We start from the raw sequence: 22,545 nt of genomic DNA on the forward strand, positions 1-22,545 counted from the left end.
GAGGGTGGTTAGCGGGCGAGAATGGACACGGCGTCGCCGAGGAGCAGCGGAGCGCCGTCCGGCCCTTTGATGTGTCGGTGGATCCAGATCCTGTAGGGCTGGCCGTCGGCGTTGACGAGGTGCCGCCAGTGGCCTTTCACGAAGAACCGGACCCGGTAGTGCCATCTGGCCTCGCCGCCGTCGCGGTCGGTGATGGCCTTGCGGCGGCGCAGCATGACGACGCGGGTCTCATGGACGACGTTGTCCCGCTGGGCGCGACGGCGGGCGGCCCGGTCCAGCGGCGCAGCGGACACGGTGGCCAGGGGTTGGGCCTGGATGACCCAGAACGCGTAGGCGATGGCCGCCACCGCGTTGACCCGGACGGTCGACTCGTCGATGCAGAACCGCCCGTCCGGCGCAGGTTCCCACTCGATGTCGTCATCGTCGACCACCGGCGGGCCGGGGCGGTCCTGGACCGGCCTGCCGATGGGCAGCCGCGCGGACGACGTCAGGACGTAGGGGCCCAACTCTGCCGCGAGCTGGGGTTGTTCGGCGTAGAGGGAGCGGCGGCGGGCAGCGGACGGATCGAGGGGGTCGTCGCGGTCCGCCCAGCCGATGATCCACCAGTCAGTGCTGCCGGTGGCGCGGTTGCGCATCTTGGCCCAGGTGACCGCGCCGATCGAGGTGACCTGCCCGTGCAGTCCGCGGTGGTAGATCGGTTCGGGCAGGAACAGCACGCCGCCGTCGCTGGGAGCGACGTCGTCGGGCACGACGTCGCCGGTCAGGTTGAGTGCTTCGGCGGCGGCCACGACCGCGCTCATCTCGGGAGCCAGAACGTAGGGCTCGCCGAGTTGCCAGGGCTGGTGAGTGAGCCTGTCGACGGCGTCGAGTACCTCTGGTGTCGTCGTCGCGTCCGATCCCTCGAACGCGGCGTCGAGATAGGCCCTCAGGTACTGGCGGGCGAAGCTGGTACGGCCGTAGTCGACCATTCGGCCCTTGAGATGGACGGCGGCGCGGGCGTAGCCGGCCAGGGTTGTTTCGGTGTGGAAGGTCATGTGCCTCCTTCAAGGGGTGGTGAACCGGCGGGGCAGGGCGCGCGCCGGTGGCTGGGTTCGGGGACGGTGGCCGTCAGGCTGCGAGGCGGAGAGCGGCCATGGGTTGCCGGCGGGGCAGCGGTTCCGGCGCGGGCCGGACCACTGCCGGCGTGGGGCGCGTGGGGCGGAACCAGCCGGCGAACCTCTGCGCGACAGCGGCGACGACGGGGACGCGGGCGCGTCCCGGCGTGAACCGAGGCGGCCGGGTGGCGGCATGCTGTGCCCGCTGTGCATCGCGCAGCGGCTGACAGGGGTACGCCTCGTGGGCGCAGCGCAGGTTGGCGCACCGGCCGGGGTGGCGCGGGTCGGGCTGGTGGTCGGCGGTGACGCGGACGGCCATGCGCCACAGCAGGACGTCCGTGACGTTCTCGGGCACATCGACGGGAGTGGCGGGCAGCATCGGAGCGGGTCCTTTCGACAAGCGGATCGGGGTGGTCACCACCGACGTGGCCGTCTCGGCTCGTGACCTGGGAGCCGTCCTACCGCCGTCCGGTCGGAGCGGTGGTGACCGCGACGATCAACGCTCGACTCTGCGGCGCGATCAAGTCGTCCACAGGTTGTCGTCGGAGGGTGGCCCGGGCTGGCGGCACCACGTGAGGGTGTATGCCCCGGGGTGATCGTGGGTGCGGGGCTGGCGTGAGAGAGTCGCCGATCACCGTGCTCGAGGGGCTCTGCGGCATCGGTCAGCAGGCGGTGGATCCTGGCTGTCGCGGTGCAGCGGGCGGCGGCGACGATCCAGTCCGCGACGTGCGCGGGTTGCCTGGTCGCGGCACGGGCCAGCCGGCCGGGTGCGAGGCGGTGGCCGCCCGGTGCGGGAAGGTGTCGTCCACGAGGCGGTCACCGCCTCGTCGAGGGCGAGCGCCGGACGGCGGAGCTGGCGGTATCGGGGTCCAGGAACATGTCGGTCCTTCAGCGCGACGATGCGCGCGGGGCGGAACGACAGCCCCGGCCGGGGACGGGCGCCTGCGGACACGGGACCGGCTCACGGCCGGCGGCAGCAGGTGCTCGGGCCCCGGCCAGGGCTGTGCGTGTCAGGGTGAACTGTCGGAACGGGCCGTCATAGCGGCGCGGCAGGTGATGCCGGCTCAGGCCTGCGTCCCCGAGGTGAACCGCGCGCCGAACAGGTCGTGGACGGGATGCGAGTGCTCTCCGGGCAGACGGTGGGCGGTGGTGATGAGGAGTGGCCTGCCCGTAGCCGGTCGCGCCGGGCGGGTTGCCGCGCCTCAGCGCGGCGCCGGGGTGGTCGTGGCCTGGTCGGGGTGCTGCGTCACCCAGAGCCGGGTCATGGCCCGCAGGTGCTCGACCTGCGCGGCCCGCCTACCGATCAGCGCGTCGAGGCGAGGCCCACGCGCCTGGAGTGCGCCGGTGGAGTCGACGACCGGGATCCGGTCGTCGGGACCGGCGGCGAGAACCTTCTCGACGTCGCTCAGCGCGTCGCGGAGGGTCGGGACGAGCTGGGCGATCTGCGCTTCGGTGCTGGCGAGCGCGGTGAGCGCGTGCCACAGTTCCGAGGCCACGGACGGCTGGTCGACGCCGGCGGGGACGGCGTCCATGAGCGCCTGAACGCTGATCCGTACGTCGCAGTACTTGAGGACGAGCTGAGTGTCGATCATGGTCTGCTTCCTGTTCGAAGGTGAGGTCAGAGAAGGTCCGCGCTGTTGCCGGGTGCGCCGTCGGCTGACGCCCGCGCCCGGACGAACGCCGCGCCGAGCAGCCGGCTACCGGATGCTGCTGATCGGCGGCGGGCACGCCTGCGAGTTGGCGATCCGCGCGGCGCGGTCGAGGTCAGCGCCGGCGTGCGGCGTTCCGGCACCGTTGACGAGCAGGTAGATGGTGGCCTCGTCCGCGACGGTGCCGACCCGAGCCCGCACACAGGGCAGGTCCATCAGCCGGGCGATCCGGCGGGGTGCGTGCAGTCCAGTCACGCGGACGTAGGGACCGTCGTCGGTGTCCTCGGCAACGCGGATCCAGTCGGTGGGAAGCCACGAGGTGGGGATGGCCAGGTTGCCGGCCTGCCAGGCGAGGGCGGTTTCGAGACGCTGCCGGCCGTCCACCACGGCGTAGGTGACGTGGGCGTCGGGGTCGCTGTCGTGCCAGGCGGCCCCGGTGCGGTCGTTGAGGAGGACGGCGGGGATCGGGACGCCCTGTAGCCAGGACCGCATGAGGGCGATGCGCTGGTCGTCGGTCCAGCGGCGGCCACGCTGGTACGGGGCGTCGAGGATCATCTCGCCACGACGGATCCGCTCGGTGTACTCGTCGATGGACCAGACCCCGAAGCCGGTGGACAGCGGCGTCAGTGGGTTCGTGGTTTGCCAGGTCATGCTGGCTGTTCCTCCGATAGGAATGAAAGGACTCGGTGGGCGGACTGCGCCTTCGCGGCCAACGCCGGCAGACGGGAGGTTCCGATCGGGCTGCTATTCGATGCCGCCGTGCCGCCGCCTTGAATCTGCTGCCGGACTCGCCTCGGCCGGAGCTGGCGGCGCTGCCTGCTGGGCCTACTCGACGTCTCCGAGGCTGAGGATGTGCACGCCCTGCTCGGCCGGCCAGAACGTGCCGCCGACCCGCGACCAGTCCCTTCCGCACGCCGTGCAGGACCATGCCTGTCCGACGCCCGGGGCACCGTAGGTGGCGACGAATTCGAGCGTTCCGGCTGCTTCGCAGTCGTGCTCGGGGCGGGAAACACTGGCGCCGTCATCGTCGACGCTTTTCATGAGCTCCTCCGTTGGGGGTAGGGGAGTGGTTGGGTGTCGTGTCTGGTGCGCGATCACCGCTTACGGCCGGGCGCCGAGCGGGGTGCCCTGCGCGGCCATGAAGGGCACCGGGTCGATCGCGCCGGCCTCGCTGGCGTCGCCGCGTACGTGCACCTCGAAGTGCAGGTGCGGGCCGCTGGAGTGGCCGGTGGAGCCGACGACGCCGAGGGGTTGTCCGACGGCGACCTGCTGGCCGACCGTCACCATCGGGGGTTGGTCCATGTGGCAGTAGCGCGTCAGCAGCCCGCCGGCGTGGTCGATGTCGACGTACCAGCCGCACCCGCGGGTAAGGACGGGGTCGCCGTCGCGGTCACAGCCCCACGGCGCGCCGGTGCTGGCGTAGACAGCATTGCAGCGGACGGTGCGGACGGTGCCAGCGGACGCGGCGCGGATGATCGTCCCGCGCGGGGCGCTGAGGTCGACGCCGTCATGGCCGGGCCGGTCACTGCTGCGGAACCCGGATCCGACCGGGGCGAGCACGGGCTGGGTCCACGGGCCGACCGCCCCGCAGCCGGCCAGGCCGCCCATCGGTAGGCCAACCGTCCTGGCGATGACCGTGACGAGCTCCGCTGCCGGGCCCTCCCACTTGGCGTACGCATCGGGGTAGGCGCTGACTTGCACGGCCTGCGCAGCTTCGGTCAACGGCATGGTCTGCCAACCGCCGATCGTGAGCAGCTTGGCGTAGAACCTGCCGGCCGCGTAGACCGGATCCTGGAGCTGTGCCGGGGTGCCCCAGCCCTGGCTGGGGCGTTGCTGGAACAGCCCGACAGAGTCCCGGTCGCCGCCGGGCAGGTTCCGCAGCGTGCTTTCCTGCATCGCGGTGGCAACCGCGATGACCCAGCCACGATCTGGTACCCCGAGCTGGGTGCCGATGGTGACGATTGCCGCCGCGTTGGCGACCTGCTCGCCGTCCCATTCGCCGATCGTCGGCCAGTCGCTGGGCATCCTCGGCGGGCTGGCCGCAGTGGAACTCGCTGATGGCAGGGAGATCGGTAGGCAGGACCCGGCGGCGGTACCGCCGGCGAGCAGGCCGCCCAGCCCACCCGCGCAGAGCACGAACACGGCGACGACGGCGATGATGAGCGACACCAGGGAGCGGATCTTCATGGATGCCTCCAGAGGCTTGCCGACGCAGCGGTGCCCGATGTCCGGGCGCGGGTGGGCGTGGGAGAGGGCGGTCCGCCGCGCAGACGGCGGCGGGATGGGCGGAGCGGACCTGCGGTCAGGCCCGGGTGACCCTGATGTCGTAGTGCTCCTCGGGCAACCGCCGGGCACAGCCAGCGGTGGCCCCAGGCATGTCCCCGGCGCAGGTTGTCGATCAGGGACGAGTCGCCGTCGGCGAGGTCGCCGTCCGGGTCCACGCGCCGACGCCGCCACCAAAGCGGTAGTCATCGATGCGGGGCGTGCCGAACCGCATCGGCGGCTGGATGACGCGGTCCAGTTCGGCGTCGACGGTGCCGGCGGCCGCGGTGCCCGGCACGAGGACGGCGAGCAGCACGTGTCCCATCAGTGGACTTCGTCCGGCGGGGTTGCCAGCTTCGGAACCGCCTCGAAGATCGCGCCGTCGTGGCGGAGCGAAGAGCACGCCTCGCGGAACCGCACGAGTGCCCTTTCTCGCTCCTCCTGTACCTGGATAAGCGCGAGCCCGACAGCCCGCACACGCTCACCGGCGGTGACGAGTTCAGGGCCGTTGGCCCCGTCGTAGACGTTCCAGAGCACCTGCGTGGCCTCAACGAGCAGTCTCTCCTGAACGTTGGCGGCCACCAGAGCGCAACCTGCGGTGATGAAGTCACGGACCGTAGCCGTGTTGAGCGCGGTGGTGACGCAGATCTGCTCCATGTCAGGCGTGGCGCCGTCGAGGCGGGCGAGATGCTGTAGGACGACAACTACGTCTTTTACGTCGTTCACGATTCACTCCAGAACGGGTGTGGATGGGTGGAATCCCCCGGCGGGCGTGCGGCGGGGAAGCTGACGACGCCGCCGGGCCGACGGCGGGTCAGGAGGGGCCAGGCCTGGACGAGGTAGTTGTCGCCTGCGGAGCCGGGCCTGGCCCCGGCGGGTCACCGGTCGTACGGCGGCGGCCAGTCGCGGGGGCGACCGTCGCTCGGGGCGTCTCCCATGTGCTCGGCGTAGCCGTGCACCGCGCCGCCGTTGGCCTTGGCCCAGTACATGGCGATGTCGGCGAGGTGCAGCAGGGACTCGGGATCGCGGCCGGCCTGGTCGGTGGTCGTGTAGCCGACGCTGGCGACGATGTCGATCTGCCTGCCGTGGAGGACGAACGGAACCTGGCTGATGTCCCTCCAGGCCCGGCCGGCCACCGAGATCGTTCTGTCGAGACCGCCCTGGACGATGAGGGCGAATTCGTCGCCGGAGAGTCGGGCGGGGAAGACGTCGGACTGCCCGAGGCGGCGGAGCCTCTCAGCAACCTGGGCCAGCAGGGTGTTGCCTGCCCGGTGCCCGAGACGGTCGTTGACCAGTTTGAACCCGACGAGGTCGAGGACGATGACGCCGACCTCACTGTGGGTCGTCACCGCGTGCGTCAGCCGCTCGATCGCCGCGCGACGGTTGGGCAGGCGGGTGGTGTCGTCCTCGGTCGCCTGCCGGTGGTAGGTGTCGCGTTCGGCCCGCAGGGTCTCGACCAGGCCGTGCGCGTTCCGGACGACGCGGTCCAGCGTCCGCAGCCGGGTCCGGGCGCGGGTCAGCAGGGCCCAGAGGCGCAGCGCCCAGAGGCCGGCGACGGCCAGTCCGGCGAGGAGCCCGCCTGCGGCGGTGATAAGGGAGTTCGCTGTCTGAGACACTGGTTGTCGCTCCTTGTGGCTGAAGGAGCACCGGGGGCAGGCGTGAGCGCGCCAACGTCAAACGCCCGCCCCCGGGCTGCCAAGGGTGAAGGCGCCGCTAATTGGCCTGGTAGGTCGCGACCTTGGTGTCGAGTCGCGTGACGTTGCCGGCGATGACGAGCTTGTCCAGGGCGTTCGCCACCGCCCCCGCGCTGGCCTTGTTGACCTGGGCGCCGTCGCGGGCCTGGTTGATCAGCTTGCAGATCTCCCCGACCTTGTAGGCGGTGTCCGGGTTGCGTTGCAGCAGCGCCAGCACCTCGTCGCGGAGTTCCCCCTTGCGGCGTCGGGGCTGGGCCGGCTTCCGGCGGCCGTCGCGCTCCTGCGTGCCGGTTTCCGGCCCGGCCACTGCCGGTGCCTGGTGCTCGCCTCGCGCCGTCGAGTCGGTTGCCAACCCGCCGACCCGGTCGTCGGCGCGCGGTTCACCGGCCGGCTGGTCCCGCGTGGTGCTGCTTGACGCCGGTGGATCGGTCTCCGGCGCCGATTCACTCTCCAGTCCGGTCATCGGCCCCGGCTCGGGCTCGGCCTGCGGCGTGTCGGCCTGCTCGACGGTTCCGGCTGGGCCTGCCGCTTCGGTCGGCGTGGGGCTGGCCTGGCCGGCGTCCGCCGTCGAGTCGCCGGTCTGCTGGTCGGCAGGCGGTTTCCCAGGTGTCTGGCCCTCGGCGGGTGCTCCGGCGCCGGGCTCGGGTTCCGCCTCGGGGCGGAGGTCGGCTCGCTGCTGCGACTCGCCCCAGGCCGGGTCGTCGGCACCCGTCGAGGCAGCCGGTGGCAGCTGCGTGCTGGTACTGCCGGCGACGACCGACGCGGCTGCCGCCTTGCCGGTTTCGGTCAGCTGCCACAGCGTCGTGCGCTGCTCGGCGCGGACCCGCTCGGCGTGGCCCGCGCTTTCTAGCTCTCGCAGCTTGGGGGTGGTCGTGGGGTAGGCGATGCCGACGGACTCGCCGATGCTTGCGGCGGTGGCCGGACCGAGCTCGGCGAGCGCGGTCAGCACCCGCTCCAGGGTGGACGGGGTCTTGGTGCTGTCGATCATGCGACGGGTTTCCTTTCTCCCTGCTACCAGGGCGCGAGGACGAGGCGTGGACTCATGCACGCTTCGAAGCGGGGTTCGATCAAGTCGTTGGGGTGGACTCCCGCGTACGCCGGGCCGCGACAGCCAGTGCGGTCGTGGGGCGACCTGGTGTCGCGGCCCGCGTTCGCGCTCCGCAGGGCTAGTGGGCGCCGTTGTAGACGTCGTGGACGGCCGGAGGGATCGCCCCTCGGGTCCGGGGCTCGGGCAGGTGGTGCTCCTGCCAGTGGGTGGCCCACCACTGCCGGACGCGGGCGTTGAGGGCGCGGCGGTCCGCGCTGGTGCCGTGGCCGGTCTGCTTTCCCGCCGTCGATTTCGGCATGCGGCGGGCGGCGGCGATGAAGGGCTGGAAGGCGGCGGCCATCCGGTCGAAGTTGGGGCGGGACAGGTCGATCTCGTACCACACGCCGTTGAAGGCGAACCGGTAGCTGTCGACCTCGTCGGTGGATCCGTCGAGGTCGTCGTAGACAACGCTGATCGTTTTGATGGCCATCGGGCCGTGTCCTCTCGATAGGAGATGTAAAAGAGCCCCCGGCCGGGTACGGCGGCGGGGGCGGTCCGACGTGGGGTTCCCGGCCAAGGGACAGGCGGGTTCGGTGGGGCTCTGGCCACGGGCGACGGCGGCTTATCGGGCGCCGAGGCCGAGCTTGTCGCCGATGACGGGCCCCTGCCGTACGGCGGCGACCGCAGTGGGCAGGTGCCGGCGCTGCCACCCGTGCAGGGCAGCCGGCAGGTCGGCGCCGTAGCGGCGGTGCTGGGTGAGCGCGACGGCCAGTCCGGCGGCCTGTTCGATGCCGTTGTTGGCGCCACGGGCGGTGTGTGGGCGTACCGGGGCGAGGGCGTCGCCGAGCAGGACGGCGTGCCCGTCGCCGACCGGCCACACCATTCGGGTGGGTGGATCGATGTCCAGCACCGGTACGGCCATGCGGGCGGTCGTGGCGTGCACGACGCCGCGTGGTTGGACGGGAGCAGCTGGTCGGCGTGCTCGTCGACGTGGGTGCGGGCGGCCGGGGTGATGTGCTGAGGCAGGGCGAAGACCCGGCGGGTGGGTTTCGCGCCGAAGCGCTGCTCGTAGTCGGCGGCGGTACAGCCGAGGTAGAAGGTCCAGTCGCAGCCGCCGGGCACCGGCGCGATGTTGAACTGCGCTCCGGGGCAGGGCTCCAACCGGACGAAGTCCCGCAGGTCGGGTTGCGGGGTGCTGGTCGCGATGCCGCGGTGGGCGACGTAGCCGGCGTAGCGCAGCTTGCGGCCCGGGTCCAGCAGGCGGCGGCCGATCGAGCTTCGGCCGTCGGCGAACACGACCAGGTCGGCCGTTTCGGTGCGCCCGTCGGTGAACTGCAGGATGGGCCGGCCGGCATGGTGGGTCAGGCCGGTGACCCGCATTCCTCTACGCAGGGCGCTTGCCGGGACCCGGGCGGCCAACGCGCGGTGCAGCAGGGTCCAGGTGGTGTTACGGCCGGGGTAGGTGCGAAGGACGGCTTGTTCCGGCTGGCGGTCGCGGATCGCGACCTGCCGGATCGTCTCGGAGTCGTAGGCGATGAACTCGCGCTGCGGGATGTCGAGGCGGTCGAGCACGTCGAGCGCGGTGTGTTCCAGGCCGATGAGCCCGCCGCCCAGCGGGGCGGAAGCCGGCGTGGCTTCGTAGACGGCGACGTCGAAGCCGGCCCGCAGCAACAGCAGGGCGGTGACGGGGCCGGTCAGGCTGCCGCCGATCACGGCGACGCTCAGCCGGCGGGTGCCACCGGTGGTGCGGGCGGCCGGAGCGGGGTTGAAGTCCATCAGGGTTCCCTTCTGCGGGAGGTGGGAACCCAGGCACAGCCGTACGGCCGTGCCCGGGGTGCGCGGTGTGCGCGGGTCGGCCGGGCTACGGCCAGGTCGTGCGAGTTGAGGTGGTGCGAGACTTCCGGCGGCCGGCTCAGCCGACGCCGGAGGCGGTCAGCAGCCGGGGCTGGGAAGCCCGGCGAGGATGGTGTGGGAGCGGCCGAGGAATCGGTCTGCCACGTCGAAGCCCTTGTCGACGATCACTGCTGATCCACTCCGCTGGAAGAGGTATAGGGCGGCCCTTGCACGGGCCGGGCTTGGTGGCATGCCCCAGCCTGGGGCACCCGGCGGGACCGCCATGCGCGGCGCCGGGCGATGGCCGGCCGCAGGCCAGCGTCGGCGTCGATGGTGAACATGTCGAAGCCGGCGGTGTGGCCGGCGCGGAGCAGGTCGATCAGCCTGGTGTCGTCGAGGAGGGCGATCTGCGCCTGTATCGGGCGGTGGTGGCGTGGTGGGCTGCCGAGCCATTCGGTCCAGGTGATGCCGTGGCCGTAGCGGCGACCGGGGGTGGTGCTGCGGAAAGGCTCCGCGCTGAGGCTGTACTCGGACAGGCTCGGGTGGAAGTTCCCGTCGATGTAGAGCCGGTCGTCGAGGTCTCCGCTGCAGTCACGCATGAGGTGCAGCGCGGGCGGAGCGTGGGTGTCGACGTTGCCGTCGAAGTCGAGCCGGTGGCGCGTGCTGATCGCGGTTTCGGCCAGGTGCAGCACGGTCGCCAGGTCGAACCAGAGCCGTAGAAACATGCGGATCGATCCCTTCAGGTGTCGTGGGAGTTGGTGGCTGGTGGGTGGAGCCGGTCGGGCAGCAACACAGGTCCCCTTGGGTACGAGGGATGTGTGGCTGGCCCGACCGGTCCAGGTGTTGCGGTCGACGCTCAGAGGCGGTGCGGACGCGCGAGCGCGCGGACGCCGATGATCGATCCGTCCAGGTCTCGGACGGTGTCGTGGCAGACCAGCACGTCGTCGCGGCCGTACGCGGCGAGGCCGACGACCAGGGACACCAGGTAGTAGGTGCCCTCGACCGGCGGCGGTAGCGGCGGGACGCCGTCGTCGGCCGCACCGAAGGCGACTCGCTCGACGGGGACGCCGAGATCGAGGTCGTCGGGTCCGATGACCCGTTGGCCCAACCTCACCGGTTGGTGCTGCGTGGATGGGGTGATCACGCGCAGCGGCGTGACGCTGCCCGGCTCGATGCGATCCGGGGTGTCACTCGGGAAGATTCGGACAGGGTGCGGCGTCAGGTTGACGATCTCCGCCATCAAGGTCCTCCGATCATCGTTGGAGTTGCTGTCTGGTCCCGCCGTGGGCGGAGCCGGTCGGGCCGCAGCGAAGTCCCTTTCGGGTTCAGGGGGACGCCGCCTGCTGGCCCGACCGGCTTGCGGTCAGGAGTCGTGCAGGGTGACGGCGAACAGCCGCTGGGACTCGTCGAGCGACTCCAGGTAGCGGGCTGCCTGCTCCAGGTAGGTGATCCGGTCGGCGAAGAACGCGCTGGCCGGTTGCATCCGGTCGCCGGCCTCGGTGAGGAAGGCGTCGGTGCACAGCGCCCAGAGGGCGTGGTAGTTGGCGTACGCGCTGGCGCCGGCCTGGAAGATCTCCAGGTCTCCGACATCGAGTTGCCCCGGGCCGTAGGTGACGGCGTTGTGCATGCGCATGACCTGCACCCGCGGCTGCCGGTTGAACTCGGCGGTCGCGGTGTCCATCGGGTACGCCGACGGGTCGGACAGGTGCTTCTGCAGGAAGTTCGGCCACGGGGTGGCGGCCTTCGTTCCCGCGACGACGCGGGCCCAGTGCGCGTGACGCACGCTGGCCCCGACGTAGGCGCCGTGACGCATGCCGGCCAGATCGAGCAGGCCGATGGGGCCTCCGGCGCAGTACCGGGGTCCGGTCTTGGCCTTGCGCAGGTCGATGAGCTGACGTCGCTGCCATGGGTAGATGGCCGGGGAGGCCCAGTACCGGGGGCAGCTCGTACCCGAGACGCCGAGGTGCCGTTCGAGGTTCCGGGTGCTGTCGAGCACCTGGGACAGCTCGTCGGTGACGCAGACGATCATGGTGCGAACGACTGCGTCCGGGATGACGGTGGTGGCCGCGGCGGCCGTCCTCTTGTTCATGCGGGTCTCCTTCGGGGTTGGGCGTGCTGTGGGCACGCGGAGATAGCCGGTCCACTGGGTGCGTGGCGCCGGCTGGTGGGTGGGTTGGGGTTGGTGCGAGGTGGTGGGCGCGACCGTCGGGGTTCGTCGCGGGCTGCTGGGCCGACCGGCCGCGAGGGCGGGTGGGCGTCAGGTGCCGGAATGCGGCGAAGGGTCCGAGGGTGGGACCTACCGGGTGGAGATATATGTGGGTGTTGTGGTGCCGAGAACCGTAGCGGCCTGATCTGTCAGCGCTCGTCGAGCCGCAGATCCCGTACATGGCCGCTGAGCTGCACTGTCAGATAGGAGCGGTGGTCAAGGACGGCGACGTGCCGGCTCTTGACAGATCACCGCGATCGGACAGGTGGGGTATGCGGTCTGCCAGGTGCGCGTGTCGGTCAGAGAGGCGTGTGGGCGACCTGTTCGGTGGGCGGCTCGGTGTCGCGGCGGACGAACCGGTTCGGATTCGTGGCCGCGTACGGGCCGTGGTCGCTGGGGAGTTCGTGCAGACGTCGGAGCCGGTCGGCGTCGCTGGTCAGGGTCCAGACGGGCCCTGCGGGGTCGGTGCCGTGCACGGCGGTGGCCATCGGCATCCGCGCGGACGTACCGGCGAGCGCGTCGAGGAGGTTGCGTTCGCGGCCCTGGCTGGGAACCCAGAACAGGACCGGGTAGCGGGGGCCGAACTCGGTCACCCGCTCGTAGGCGCGCAGCTTGGCCAGCACTCTGCCGAGGGGTTCGGTGCCGTTGTCGTGCTCGAGGAAGAACCCGACCGTGGTATCGCCGACGGTCCACACACCGTGGCCGTCAGGCTGGACCCCGGCGCCGCCGTAGGCGTCGGTGGCGTGCTGTTCGGACCACCACCGCTCCAGGCGCGCCAGCGGATGGGTGCGGGCGTGGGCGAGCAGGTCGGTGAAGAAGTCGTTGACGCCGAGCAGGTGGCGCAGCTTGCGGCTGCCGACAATCCGGTCGGCCCGGTCGCGGCTGCTGCGCGGCGGTTTCGCGGCGGGGCTGTCGGGGTCGTGGTAGGCGTCGCGGTGCAGTCGCAGGCCGAGCGGCCCGAGCGCGTACAGGTACTGGGTGGAGCCTGCGGCGCTGGTGTCGACGAACCGGTCGACGGCGGCGATGCGGTGCAGCAGGGTCAGCCGCAGACGGGCGCTGCGGTCGGAGGGGAACAGGGCCTTGGTGACCTGGCGTGTGGACAGTAGGTAGTGCTCGGCGAGCCAGGACAACAGCAGCCGGTCGCGTGGGGTGAGGCGACGGGTGTGCAGGTACGGGTCGGACGAGGGCGAGCGAGGCGGAAGACGGCTGGACACGGCAGGTACTCCAGGGGGAGGAGAGCCCTCCATACGGAGGGTGTCTGAGTGGGGTTCGACCACAGTGGCTGGCTGACAGGCCGCAGTGCGGCAGCAACCGACCACCACCGGTGATCTGTCGGCCGGTGCCGGAGATGAGGGTGGAAGGGGTGGCGGATCCCCACAGGGATCCCGCTACGGAAGCCGGTGCCTGTCGCGGTGACAGATCGGTCAGGACGGATTCTTGCCGCCTCTGCGGCGCCGGTCGTCCGGTTTCTGGCTGTGCTGCTTGACCAGGGCGTCGATGGCGGACGGGTCCTGGACGGGAACCGCCTTGGCGACCTGCTGGCGGATCGCGGTGGCCTCACCGACCACCGGCAGTGGCGGTCGGGTCCGCATGGTGAACGCAGGTGTCTGCCGGCCGTTGACGACCAGGCGACCGACCGCCGTGTACGCGTCGAGGTGGGACAGGTCGTGCTCGTCGAGTTCCGGCAGGGTGTGCCGGGCCAGCACGCGGGCGTCTTCCGGCGCGACACTGAAGTAGATCTTGTTTCGGGCGTTCGCGGATACGGCGGCGAGGAGTTCCCGGGGGAACTGGGCGAGGTCCTGATGGGCGAGGGTCATCGCGAGCCGGTACTTGCGGGCCTCGGCCAGCATCGTGTCCAGGCTCGCGGCGAGGGTGAGGAAGTTCTGGCACTCGTCGAGATAGATCGAGCAGTCCTTACGCCGGTCGGCGGGGATGCTGGCGCGAGCGGTCGCGGCCTGCCACACGCGGGCCAGGATCAGCGAGCCGAGCAGCCGGCTGGTGTCCTCGCCCAGTTCTCCCTTCGGGATCCGCACCAGCAGCACCCCGCCGTCGAGGACCTTCGACATGTCGAAGCTGGACCTGGGGTAGCGCATCGTCTTGCGGACGAAATCCCTGAGGAGGAAGGCGCGCAGCCGGGCCAGGACGGGGCCGATGATCTGCGACCGCAGCGCGGGGGAGAGGTCGTCGTACCACTGCCAGAAGCCGTGCAGCCCGTCCGGGTCGTTCAGGTCCACGGTCATCGCCGACCGGAACTGGGCGCTGTTGAGCAGCGGCGGGATGTGCTGGAGGGTGACGTTGGCGTGCCGCAGCAACGTCAGGCAGGACACGCGCATCACGTCGTCCATCCGGGGCCCCCACGCCTTGGAGAAGATCGAGCCGAAGATGCTGACGAGGTTGTCGACGACCAGGTCCGGGTCGTCGCCTTCGAGGGGGTTCATCGCGGGCGGGTTGGGCTGGGCTGGGTCGAACAGCACCACCCGGTCGGCCATGGTTGTGGGGATCCGGTCGAGGACGTCGAGGACGAGGTCGCCGTGCGGGTCGAGCACGATGGTGCCGCGGCCGGCCTTGATGTCGTCGATGATCAGGTTGGCGAGCAGGGTGGTCTTGCCGGAGCCGGTCTGCCCGACCATGTGGGTGTGGTAGCGGGCGTCTGCCACGGACAGCGCGACGGCATGGCCGCCGACCTCGGCGTCGCCGAGGACCTTGCGTCCCCGTCCACCGGTCGGCACAGCGACCGGGACCGGCATCGACTTGGCGCGGGCGCGGTCCAGGCCAGGCACGGCCAGGTCGCGGGGCAGCCCCGCCAACGCGGCGAGTTCGGGGGCCGAGGTGAGGAACCCGGCGCCGAGCCGCCGCGCGGCCAGGACCGCGACGGGCCGAGGCATCCGGGTTCGGTGGGCGAGCCGGTTCCGCCCCGCGTAGACGGCGAACGAGGACGCGACCGCGTCGGCGACGCCCCGCAGCCGGTGGTTGGGCAGGGTGCCGTCCCGGTGGGCGCGGGACGCGATCGCGTACCGGATGCTGGTCTCCCACAACTGGTGGGAGGTCTTGTCGAGGACCGCCCGCACGTCCCGCTCGACGGTCGGGTCCCGGCGGCTGGCCGGCGCCGCGCTGGCATGGCTGCGCGAGCGTCCAGGCAGGAAGATCTCGATCAGCTCGATCAACGGCCCAGCCAGATTGACCGACGGCACGGCGGTCTTGCCCTGCCGCAGCCGCCCGGCGGCGCGCCGGGCACGCCCCGCGCGGCGGGGCGCGGCAGGGCGGGCGAGGACCTGCACACAGGCGCACTCGCCGTCCCGGAGCTGGGCGCCCGCGGCCATCAGGGCGCGCAGCGGGTCGGCATGGTGGTCGCTGGTGAACGGGAGCCACTCGGCGGCCACGGGCAGCAGGTGACCACCCACCGCAGCGGCTGTGTCGGCGGGGACGGGGTCCGGGGCGGGTTCGCTGGTGGTGGTTGCGGCGCCCGGCCACGCCGCGCGAACGGCGGCCTCGACCGCCCCGTTCGGGACGGTGCCGGGCACCCACAGGGAAATGATCAGCTGCCGGCCGGTCCAGGCGTACTGCAGGACAACGTGCGGGGTGCCGTAGAGCAGCCGTCGACGGCGGGACGGGGTGAAGATGCCGGCCAGGTTCGCCCACAGGGCGGCGGCACCGTGCTCATCGACCTCGGGCGGCGGGGCGATGGTCACCAGCCGGGAACCCGTGGCGTGATAATGGTGTCGCCACAGCGTGGCGAGGCTCCGGCCGGCGACCCAGATACAGACCAGGCCGGCGGCGACGCCGAGCAGCCACGGCCGCTCGATGACCCAGTCCGCTGCACCCGGTATCCAGCGAGTTGTCGGTAGCGGGGGGGTCGTCGAGCCGGGATCGAGGCTGGTCGAAGTGATCGACGGCAAGGGCATGAGGGAGGTCATGAGGGGCGTCCTTTGCGGATGTGCGCGCGGCAGGACGCGATGACGCACCCCGAATGAGTGCGGAACATCGCTGCCGGCGGCGTCATTGGGCTGGCCTAGGCGTTGTCGTCGTCGGCTAGGTCGAGCGGAGCGCGCTAACTGCTGGTTAACGCTGACATTGAGTCCGAACAGTGACACTTTGCTAGTCGCTGCAGGTCACGTGGATCAGGTTGGGGGCATGCCCTTCGGAGGATTCCCCCGTATTGTCGCTGCGATCACGTCCCGCCCGGTGGTGCTACTCGTGATCGCCGTCTTGGTGTTGGTGGTCGTGCGCCAAGACGGCTCGTCGGGCAGTCGGCCGAGCGCCGCTCGAGCCTCGCTGCCCAAGGGTGGGATCGTCTCTCCATGGGAATTAGCAGTGGGCAGCTTCAGCGGGACCGCGATCGATGAGCAGTCCGACAGCATTGCACTGACAAACTATGGGGTCGGGCCGAACGAGCCGAACCAGCTACAGGTGGTCGACCTAGTACGGGGTACGGTGCGTTGGGCGGTCACTGCTGATGTCACGTGGGTGACGAACCCGGACGGGACGCTGGCGGCCACCCCCGATGGACTCGCCTTCCTAACCACGGACGTGTTATACGGGAACGACCCGGTGTACGGAGTGCAGCTATCTACAGGCGAACTGGTATGGCGCGCGCGGCCCAGTTCGAACTCGGAGCCACGCCTGGTGGGGGGCCTGCTTATGCTCGAGACTGACGCCGGCGTTCTCGCGCTCGATGCCAAGACCGGTGCGGAGCGGTGGCAGTGGACTGCAGACGACGATTGCGGTGAGTACGGGCCCGAGCTGAACGAAATGAACTCCGGAGGGATAACTGCGAAGTGCGGAGGTGCTATCTACCACATCAAGGTCGCCGACGGCACTACCGCGTGGAGATGGTCTGTCCGGAACGGATGCATCATCCGAAACGAATCCTCGGCCGCCGGAATCGTGGCCGCGATCGTGACCTGCGGAGACGACCAAGCGCTGCATGTTGTCGACGGCGACTCTGGGGCGCAACGCTGGTCGCGGGCGATCGACTGGGACAAGGAAGGAGCCGACCCGGCAGACCCGGACCAGGGAGCAGCCGGCGTCGCGGTGGTGTTGGCCGGGGATACCCCGATGGTCGCCGCTCTCGGTCCTGGCCAGGTCTACGCGGCCTTCGACGGGAAGCCTGTGCCGCTGCCACCTGGACTGGTCCCGGTTTACTACAGCGGATATCCAGGACCTGCCGGCCTGCTTCTGCAGAGAGACGACGGACGGGGCCTCACGCTGACTGTGGTCGACCCGGCCGCTGGTCATGTTGTGTGGGAACGGGCGTTGCCGTTCCCGGCCGAGCATAACCCCGAAGGAAAAGGAACCTACTTGTATCGTTTTGCCGGGGGAGTCCTGTATGTCGTGGGCGTTGTGCCCCTGCTCTGGCCTGCGGTAATCGCGCTCATTGATGGACAGTCCGGCGACATGACGCTCTCTGCGGCCGGGCGTGGCAACGTCGACTTGATCGGCACCGGCGTGGACGGGACGCTCTACTTGACCTACGGCCCATACGGCCAGAGCCGGCTCACCGCGCTACGAGTGACCGGCAGCTCCTCGGGGTTTCTGGGTAGCCAGCTGGGATCGGATCAATGGCCCGACGCGTGCCGGCTTCTCTCCGCAGCCCAGTACCGATCCGCGTATCCCGGTGTGACGCCAACCCTGCAGCCCGAGGCGTTGCGTCTACCCGGAGTGGAGCTGCCTGCCCCGCCACGCTGTCGCTATCTCCCCTCGGCCATCGACGGCACAGAGGTGACGGTCTCAGTAAGTTGGCTGGCGGACGCCGCCGACGAGGCCCGGCGAGTGGCCGAAGGACAGAATCCGTACGGCCGCGACCCCGTCGCGGTAGCTGTCGGCAAGGCGAAGCGCCCGGCGCTGCAATGGGATGACACGAACACCGGGGTTGACCTCATGGAGCGCATCCGGGTGTCGTTCGCCGTGGGCCGGTGCGTTGCCAACGTTGAGACGCTCGGCGACAGCAGTCCCTTGGTTGCACTCGCTGGATCAGTGGCGGACAGCCTGGCCAATCCGGTCGTGAGTCCGGGTTGTTCCGCGTAGCGCGGCTGGGGAAGGACACTCATGAGCAAGCGACGACGTTCTCAGCAACCACGCACCGCCCCAGCGGCTAGCAGCACGCCAGATGAGCAGAGCAAGCCCTTGTGGCGGCGCCTGAGCACTTGGATGATCACAACCCTGGGCGCTGTCGTGGCAGCTGCCGCTATCGCCGCGGTCACGGCATATATCAACCGACATGTACCACCGCCCCCGGAGCCGACGCCGACTCCCGGAAATGGGTTTGAGCCTGCGGTTCGCAGGATCCCGAAGTGCGGGCAGAGCTACGCCATCGGCCGGACTATCGACCCGCGCAGCGAAGCCGCCGAGCTACTCGCACTGGATAGAGGCGGACCAAGCTTTGACGAATTCCTCCGCCGACAGAACGCCAGTCCGATCGGCACAATCACCATAGAGATCGTCTTCACCGGCCGGCTGCAACGTCCCACCCGGATTCTCGATGTCCGCATGGCGCGTCTAAAGACAACCCCAAACCTTGCCGGCACCGAACTGCGGACCTCCTGCGGCGGCGACCCGCCGACTCGCGCGGTGGAACTCGACCTCGATACGCCGCCGAGGGTGTTGATGCGCGGCAAGACCCCGTACTTCGACAGGCACGACCTGGACGTCACGGTAGAGGAGCGCGAGACGCTGCGGATCTCTGTGTCGGCTCGGCTGCACGGCTACCGATGGGTCTTTGCTATTGATCACATCGACGGCTCTGGGGCCCACGTCACCAGCTATCTTGACAGCCAAGGACGCCTCTACGATGACATCGCCCACATCCCAGGCGAAGCGGAGTTCTCCTTGACCGGCGCGGCGAAAGCCTACGGAGCGCGATACCAGGAATCCGGCGGACGCTTCTACCAGGAAGCTAGTTGACCTGCGGTGCCGGCGGTAGGCTTCCCCCGCGCGCTGATTGGCTCTGGTATCGGTTGATTTCTTGGCGCGAGCTCATGCTTCGACCAAAAGCCAAGCACTTGCAACCTTGAACGTTGTAGGTCTTCCCGACGTTCTGGTCGGAGGGTCGATTCCAGAGAGTTCCGTCGTCAGAAGCCGGAGTCGAACCCGGGGTTCGTTAGGAGTCGTCATCAGACTCAATGAACTCGAGGCCTCCGGTGGCGAGGGGATGCTCGGCAGTGCTGGAGATCGCCTGGAAGGCGGTCCGGTTGGTACCGCTGACCAGGAGTCCGTGGCCCCGTGGCGCCGCGAGCAGCAACCGTCGCTCACCGGCGGTGAGGTTGAAGGCGTCGCCGACGGCGTTGATGGCCTGGGGTGCTTGGCGGAGCAGGATTTGCGTGGCGGCGTTGGCGACGGCGGCCTGGCCCAAATCGGTGCCGAGCAGGTCGGCCGCGTCCTGGGTGACCACCGTCAGCCCGGTGTGCCGTTTACGGCCCGCCTTGGACAGCCGAAAGAGGAACTTCGCGCCCTCGCCGTCGCGCATGAGCAGCCACGCCTCGTCGACCACGACGATGCGTCGCGGCGGCGGGCCGCCGGCCGGTGGCGCGTCGACCTGCCGCCAGATCGAGTCGAGGGCGAGCAGGGTGCCGACGGTGCGCAACTCGTCCGGGAGCTGCCGCAGCGACCACACGACCAGGTGACCATCCGGCCGGGTGGTGGTCGGCCCGTCGAACAGATCCTTGAACGATCCGTCGACCCACGGTGAGAGCCGGGCGGCGAGCTGCGCGGCGGCCGGATCGGTGTCCGCAGCCAGGGTCGCGGCCAGGTCCCGCAGCAGCGGAGCGGGTCGGCGGCGGGTGCGCGGGTCGGCGGTGATCCCTGCCTGCCGGTAGACGGCGAGGATGGCGCGGTCCAGCGCTGCCCGCTCGGCCGGCGGCGGCAGGTGGCCGACCAGTACGGAGATGAGGGTGTGCAGGAACAATCCGCGGCGCGTGAGCACGTCGGGACGGGTGTCACCGGCGGGCAGCTCAAGCGGGTTGACCCGGACACCTGCCGCGCCGAGCCGCACGACCGTCCCGCCGACCGCGTCGGCCAGCCGCAGGTACTCGTCCTCCGGATCGATGATCGACACCTCGACGCCGGTGTAGAGGTGCCGCAGCGTCTCCAGCTTCACGAAATAGCTTTTTCCGGCACCGCTGCGCGCGAGAACGACGCTGTTGTAGTTGTCCTGGGCGAAGCGGTCCCACCAGACCACACCGTTGCCGGCCGGGTTCGTCCCATACAGCACGCCGCCGGTCGCCGCCGGCTCGCCCGGCAACGGCGCCGGCAGGTCGGGTGAGGCGAGAGGGAACGCGGCGGCCAAAGCGGCGGTGTCCATGGTCCGCGGCATCCGCAGCCCATCGCTGGCGAGGGGCAGGGTGGTGGTCCAGCCGGCGAGCTGACGCCACGTCGCCGGCTGCACCTCGAGCAGGGTGGAGGCCGCGGCGGCCTTGACCCGGGCGCACGCCTGCAGCAGTTCCTCCTCAGACCGGGCGTGCACCGTGACGTACAACCCGACGCGGAAGAGCTTGGCGGCGCCGCGGGCGAGCCGGTCGGCCAGGTCGGTGGCGTCCTGCGCGGCGGCTTCGGTGTAGGGGTCGACCAGCTTGCCCCGTTCGGCGTCGGCCCGCCGAGACGACTCCAGCCGGGCCCGCTGCCTGCGCAGCCGGGCGGCGGCGACCGGTGCGGGCAGCGGCTCGATGTGCAGGGTGACGTCGACCCGGCCGGGGTAGGACAGCAGCGGCTCCAGCCACGCCGGGCCGACCTCGGCCGGGTACCCGGTGACCACGAGGGTGGCGGTGTACCCGTCGCCGACCCGCAGCCAGCGCGGGGTCACCTCGACCGAGGCCGGAGCGACCGCGCTGGCCAGCCCGGCCGCCGCGCCGCCGGAGGGCGCAGTCCCGTTCGGGTGAGCACGTGAGCGTCGAATGCCCATCGCAGCGTTTCTCCTCTCAGGGCTTCCTGCTGTTGGCGGTGAGGGTGATGACCGCGTCCGGGGCGGCCAGGCCACCGGGGCGTGGGGGCCGGTAGGGGTCGGCGGCGGCGACGAGCGCCGCCGTGGCGGCCGCCCCGTCGAGCGCGCGGGCGGTCACGCCGAGGCCGGACAATGCCCGGACGCTGTCGTCGGCCCGCCGCCGCGCCACATGGCTGCCCTGTTCACCGGGCGCGGTGCGGGTGATCACGAGGACCTGGCGGCGCAGCGGATCCCGGTGCTCCGCCAGGTCGGCCAGGAATACCGCGTGGTCCGCGCACGCCGCCTCCAACGCGGGGTGCGGCAGGGTTCGGGCGGCGTCGGCGACCGCGCGGGCGTGGGAGGCGAGGTCGACCGGCTGGGCGGACACGAGAACCTGCGTGGGCGCCGACAAGCTGTTGAGCCAGCGGCCAAATCCTTCGATCAGGGCAGCCTGCTCGCTGGCGGTGCGCAGCGTCAGGTTGATGTTCGTGGCCGCGACGATCGCCGCCCGGTCACCGCCTACGGTGATCTCACCGTCGTCGCCGATCGCGTCGGCGGGCAGCCGCAGGGGAGCCGGCAGCGGAATCCGTCCCTTCGGCCGCTGCACCCACTCGGGCACTCCGACGGCGGATTCCCCTGCCGACGACAGCCCCTTGGGGCTGCGGGAGTGGCGGACCGCGTGCAGCAGCCACACGTCCATCGGCAGCCCGTCACGGCGTCCGACCACCAGCCCGAAAACGACACCGCCGAAGACCACGCCGGCGAAGACGATGACCTGCGCCGGGACCACGGGGCGTAGGCCGTTCCAGGCGCCGTAGAACAGCATTCCGGCGACCGCGAGGATGGCGAGCTGCCGCCAGGTCAGCCCGTAGGCGACCTTGTCCGGAGCGTCGACGTCGGCGGGCATCCGTGTCCGGTCGACCACGTCGACAGAATCGTTGTCGGTCATTTCATGACCCTCCTGAGGGTGTTGAGGCCGGGAACGCTGCGGGTGAGCTGCTGGACGACGACAACCCGCACGACAGCGCCGAGGGCGTTACTCCCGGCGCGTCCGCCCTGACCGACCCATCGGCCGACCAGGCTGGGGATCTTCACGGTCGTCCAGAGCAGGACGATCACGATGAACAGGTTCAACACGCCGCCTGGCTCGACCGGCAGGCCCAGCACGGGCAGTAGGTGCGCCGAGTCGAGCAGCATCCACTGGCCGGCCGTCAGGGTGAACGCCTGGGCGGTCGGGATCAGGAGGCAGCCGCCGTAGGCGCGCCACCACATCCGCGCGACGCCCTCCAGGGCGGGGACGGCGTGGCAGGCCAGGGGCAGCGGTGCGATCGCGGTCATCACCAGCAGGGCGACGAACCGGCCGATGAGCTGGAACGCCGTCATCACGATTAGCACCGTGATGGCCAGTACGAGGATGAGGAACAGCAGCGGAGCCGTCGGGTCTCGCCCGATCTCGATGTGGTTGCGCACGGCCCCGAAGGCACTGTCCCCGTTGTAGTTGCCCTCGCTGATCGCCCCGGTCAGGGCGTTGGCGAGCGTGATGAGCTCGCCGCAGAACAGCTGGGAGAAGTGCGCGGCGACGAAGCCGACGACCAGCCGCGGCGCGAGGTCCTTGACGGTGTACCGGGAACGCTCGTCACCGCCGGAAACCATGATCATGACTCCGGCGGCGACGAACACCAGGACGAACGCGGTGTCGACGATCCAGATCGACCGGCCGGTCAGAGCCTGTACCTGGGGCAGCGCCGTGACCTGGGGGGTTGTGAGGAGGACATCGGTGATCAGACCGAAGACCGCGTTGAGGCAGGCCAGGACCGCCTCGATCAGCCATTCGAGGACCTGGTCGAGAATCCCGCCCATCCAGTTCAT

Annotated in this window: 21 protein-coding genes and 1 pseudogene; 2 read left to right on the top strand and 20 right to left on the bottom strand. The window is 70.6% G+C overall.

Going from position 1 to position 22,545, the window contains the following annotated elements; translation table 11 throughout:
- Positions 1-8 precede the first annotated feature (8 nt).
- From GA0074692_RS35660 to GA0074692_RS04350, 17 genes and pseudogenes are all read right to left on the bottom strand, one after another.
- Positions 9-1,034, bottom strand: coding sequence for a hypothetical protein (locus tag GA0074692_RS35660; protein ID WP_091639547.1), 1,026 nt, complete (start codon positions 1,032-1,034; stop codon positions 9-11).
- A 73-nt stretch (positions 1,035-1,107) separates the two neighbouring features.
- Positions 1,108-1,473, bottom strand: coding sequence for a hypothetical protein (locus tag GA0074692_RS04275; protein ID WP_091639549.1), 366 nt, complete (start codon positions 1,471-1,473; stop codon positions 1,108-1,110).
- Between the two features lie 823 nt (positions 1,474-2,296).
- Positions 2,297-2,686 carry a hypothetical protein gene (locus tag GA0074692_RS04280; RefSeq protein ID WP_091639550.1) on the bottom strand — a complete coding sequence of 130 codons (390 nt, stop codon included), beginning with the start codon at positions 2,684-2,686 and terminating at the stop codon, positions 2,297-2,299.
- 105 nt (positions 2,687-2,791) lie between these two features.
- The gene (locus GA0074692_RS04285; protein ID WP_091639552.1) at positions 2,792-3,394 is read right to left on the bottom strand and encodes a DUF262 domain-containing protein; all 603 of its coding nucleotides are present in this window, start codon (positions 3,392-3,394) and stop codon (positions 2,792-2,794) included.
- Between the two features lie 174 nt (positions 3,395-3,568).
- Positions 3,569-3,784, bottom strand: coding sequence for a hypothetical protein (locus GA0074692_RS04290; RefSeq protein ID WP_091639554.1), 216 nt, complete (start codon positions 3,782-3,784; stop codon positions 3,569-3,571).
- A gap of 60 nt (positions 3,785-3,844) precedes the next feature.
- Positions 3,845-4,930: a M23 family metallopeptidase gene (locus GA0074692_RS04295; protein ID WP_091639556.1), complete on the bottom strand. Its 1,086-nt coding sequence runs from the start codon at positions 4,928-4,930 to the stop codon at positions 3,845-3,847.
- A gap of 211 nt (positions 4,931-5,141) precedes the next feature.
- Complete coding sequence (locus tag GA0074692_RS04300) at positions 5,142-5,330, bottom strand: hypothetical protein (protein ID WP_091639558.1); 189 nt, start codon at positions 5,328-5,330, stop codon at positions 5,142-5,144.
- The gene (locus GA0074692_RS04305; RefSeq protein WP_091639561.1) at positions 5,330-5,731 is read right to left on the bottom strand and encodes a hypothetical protein; all 402 of its coding nucleotides are present in this window, start codon (positions 5,729-5,731) and stop codon (positions 5,330-5,332) included. The genes GA0074692_RS04300 and GA0074692_RS04305 overlap by 1 nt, the downstream gene beginning before the upstream one ends.
- Positions 5,732-5,883: 152 nt before the next feature.
- Positions 5,884-6,621 (bottom strand): GGDEF domain-containing protein, encoded by a 738-nt coding sequence (locus tag GA0074692_RS04310; RefSeq protein WP_091639564.1) that lies wholly within the window; start codon positions 6,619-6,621, stop codon positions 5,884-5,886.
- 97 nt (positions 6,622-6,718) lie between these two features.
- Positions 6,719-7,687: a MarR family winged helix-turn-helix transcriptional regulator gene (locus GA0074692_RS04315; protein ID WP_091639566.1), complete on the bottom strand. Its 969-nt coding sequence runs from the start codon at positions 7,685-7,687 to the stop codon at positions 6,719-6,721.
- 178 nt (positions 7,688-7,865) lie between these two features.
- Entirely contained in the window at positions 7,866-8,216 is a 351-nt protein-coding gene (locus GA0074692_RS04320) for a histone-like nucleoid-structuring protein Lsr2 (protein WP_091639568.1), read from the bottom strand.
- 132 nt (positions 8,217-8,348) lie between these two features.
- Positions 8,349-9,502, bottom strand: a pseudogene (locus GA0074692_RS36855) (FAD-dependent monooxygenase).
- Positions 9,503-9,744: 242 nt separating this feature from the next.
- Positions 9,745-10,284, bottom strand: a complete 540-nt coding sequence (locus GA0074692_RS04330; RefSeq protein ID WP_091639570.1) for a hypothetical protein — start codon at positions 10,282-10,284, stop codon at positions 9,745-9,747.
- Between the two features lie 131 nt (positions 10,285-10,415).
- Positions 10,416-10,799, bottom strand: coding sequence for a hypothetical protein (locus GA0074692_RS04335; protein ID WP_091639572.1), 384 nt, complete (start codon positions 10,797-10,799; stop codon positions 10,416-10,418).
- A gap of 123 nt (positions 10,800-10,922) precedes the next feature.
- Positions 10,923-11,648, bottom strand: coding sequence for a hypothetical protein (locus GA0074692_RS04340; RefSeq protein ID WP_091639575.1), 726 nt, complete (start codon positions 11,646-11,648; stop codon positions 10,923-10,925).
- A gap of 416 nt (positions 11,649-12,064) precedes the next feature.
- Positions 12,065-12,979, bottom strand: coding sequence for a replication-relaxation family protein (locus GA0074692_RS04345; RefSeq protein WP_091639578.1), 915 nt, complete (start codon positions 12,977-12,979; stop codon positions 12,065-12,067).
- Positions 12,980-13,189: 210 nt separating this feature from the next.
- Positions 13,190-15,679, bottom strand: coding sequence for a type IV secretion system DNA-binding domain-containing protein (locus tag GA0074692_RS04350; protein WP_091639580.1), 2,490 nt, complete (start codon positions 15,677-15,679; stop codon positions 13,190-13,192).
- A gap of 280 nt (positions 15,680-15,959) precedes the next feature.
- Here GA0074692_RS04350 and GA0074692_RS04355 point away from each other — a divergent pair, with 280 nt between their 5' ends.
- Positions 15,960-17,789 (top strand): outer membrane protein assembly factor BamB family protein, encoded by a 1,830-nt coding sequence (locus GA0074692_RS04355; protein WP_176738286.1) that lies wholly within the window; start codon positions 15,960-15,962, stop codon positions 17,787-17,789.
- Between the two features lie 123 nt (positions 17,790-17,912).
- Positions 17,913-18,665 carry a hypothetical protein gene (locus tag GA0074692_RS33795; RefSeq protein ID WP_141725148.1) on the top strand — a complete coding sequence of 251 codons (753 nt, stop codon included), beginning with the start codon at positions 17,913-17,915 and terminating at the stop codon, positions 18,663-18,665.
- Between the two features lie 196 nt (positions 18,666-18,861).
- On the opposite strand, the gene GA0074692_RS04365 is transcribed toward GA0074692_RS33795, so the two are convergent.
- Genes GA0074692_RS04365 through GA0074692_RS04375 form a run of 3 tightly spaced genes read right to left on the bottom strand, consistent with a single transcriptional unit; the run spans position 18,862 to position 22,536 of the window.
- Positions 18,862-20,658 (bottom strand): VirB4 family type IV secretion system protein, encoded by a 1,797-nt coding sequence (locus GA0074692_RS04365; protein ID WP_245730145.1) that lies wholly within the window; start codon positions 20,656-20,658, stop codon positions 18,862-18,864.
- 16 nt (positions 20,659-20,674) lie between these two features.
- Positions 20,675-21,625 carry a PrgI family protein gene (locus GA0074692_RS04370; RefSeq protein ID WP_245730146.1) on the bottom strand — a complete coding sequence of 317 codons (951 nt, stop codon included), beginning with the start codon at positions 21,623-21,625 and terminating at the stop codon, positions 20,675-20,677.
- Positions 21,622-22,536: a TrbL/VirB6 family protein gene (locus tag GA0074692_RS04375; RefSeq protein WP_091652579.1), complete on the bottom strand. Its 915-nt coding sequence runs from the start codon at positions 22,534-22,536 to the stop codon at positions 21,622-21,624. Before GA0074692_RS04375 ends, GA0074692_RS04370 begins: the two co-directional genes overlap by 4 nt.
- Between the last annotated feature and the right edge of the window lie 9 nt (positions 22,537-22,545).

The sequence above is a fragment of the Micromonospora pallida genome, from assembly GCF_900090325.1.
GTDB classification, from domain to species: domain Bacteria; phylum Actinomycetota; class Actinomycetes; order Mycobacteriales; family Micromonosporaceae; genus Micromonospora; species Micromonospora pallida.

Excerpts from the sequence above, each read along its gene's own strand:
- GA0074692_RS04320 (WP_091639568.1), bottom strand. The coding sequence starts at position 8,216 with ATGGCCATCAAAACGATCAGCGTTGTCTACGACGACCTCGACGGATCC.
- GA0074692_RS04375 (WP_091652579.1), bottom strand. The coding sequence starts at position 22,536 with ATGGGCGGGATTCTCGACCAGGTCCTCGAATGGCTGATCGAGGCGGTC.
- GA0074692_RS04335 (WP_091639572.1), bottom strand. The coding sequence starts at position 10,799 with ATGGCGGAGATCGTCAACCTGACGCCGCACCCTGTCCGAATCTTCCCG.
- GA0074692_RS04330 (WP_091639570.1), bottom strand. The coding sequence starts at position 10,284 with ATGTTTCTACGGCTCTGGTTCGACCTGGCGACCGTGCTGCACCTGGCC.
- GA0074692_RS04315 (WP_091639566.1), bottom strand. The coding sequence starts at position 7,687 with ATGATCGACAGCACCAAGACCCCGTCCACCCTGGAGCGGGTGCTGACC.
- GA0074692_RS04280 (WP_091639550.1), bottom strand. The coding sequence starts at position 2,686 with ATGATCGACACTCAGCTCGTCCTCAAGTACTGCGACGTACGGATCAGC.
- GA0074692_RS35660 (WP_091639547.1), bottom strand. The coding sequence starts at position 1,034 with ATGACCTTCCACACCGAAACAACCCTGGCCGGCTACGCCCGCGCCGCC.
- GA0074692_RS04340 (WP_091639575.1), bottom strand. The coding sequence starts at position 11,648 with ATGAACAAGAGGACGGCCGCCGCGGCCACCACCGTCATCCCGGACGCA.
- GA0074692_RS04290 (WP_091639554.1), bottom strand. The coding sequence starts at position 3,784 with ATGAAAAGCGTCGACGATGACGGCGCCAGTGTTTCCCGCCCCGAGCAC.
- GA0074692_RS04365 (WP_245730145.1), bottom strand. The coding sequence starts at position 20,658 with ATGGGCATTCGACGCTCACGTGCTCACCCGAACGGGACTGCGCCCTCC.
- GA0074692_RS04295 (WP_091639556.1), bottom strand. The coding sequence starts at position 4,930 with ATGAAGATCCGCTCCCTGGTGTCGCTCATCATCGCCGTCGTCGCCGTG.
- GA0074692_RS04350 (WP_091639580.1), bottom strand. The coding sequence starts at position 15,679 with ATGACCTCCCTCATGCCCTTGCCGTCGATCACTTCGACCAGCCTCGAT.
- GA0074692_RS04275 (WP_091639549.1), bottom strand. The coding sequence starts at position 1,473 with ATGCTGCCCGCCACTCCCGTCGATGTGCCCGAGAACGTCACGGACGTC.
- GA0074692_RS04300 (WP_091639558.1), bottom strand. The coding sequence starts at position 5,330 with ATGGGACACGTGCTGCTCGCCGTCCTCGTGCCGGGCACCGCGGCCGCC.
- GA0074692_RS04370 (WP_245730146.1), bottom strand. The coding sequence starts at position 21,625 with ATGACCGACAACGATTCTGTCGACGTGGTCGACCGGACACGGATGCCC.
- GA0074692_RS04285 (WP_091639552.1), bottom strand. The coding sequence starts at position 3,394 with ATGACCTGGCAAACCACGAACCCACTGACGCCGCTGTCCACCGGCTTC.
- GA0074692_RS33795 (WP_141725148.1), top strand. The coding sequence starts at position 17,913 with ATGATCACAACCCTGGGCGCTGTCGTGGCAGCTGCCGCTATCGCCGCG.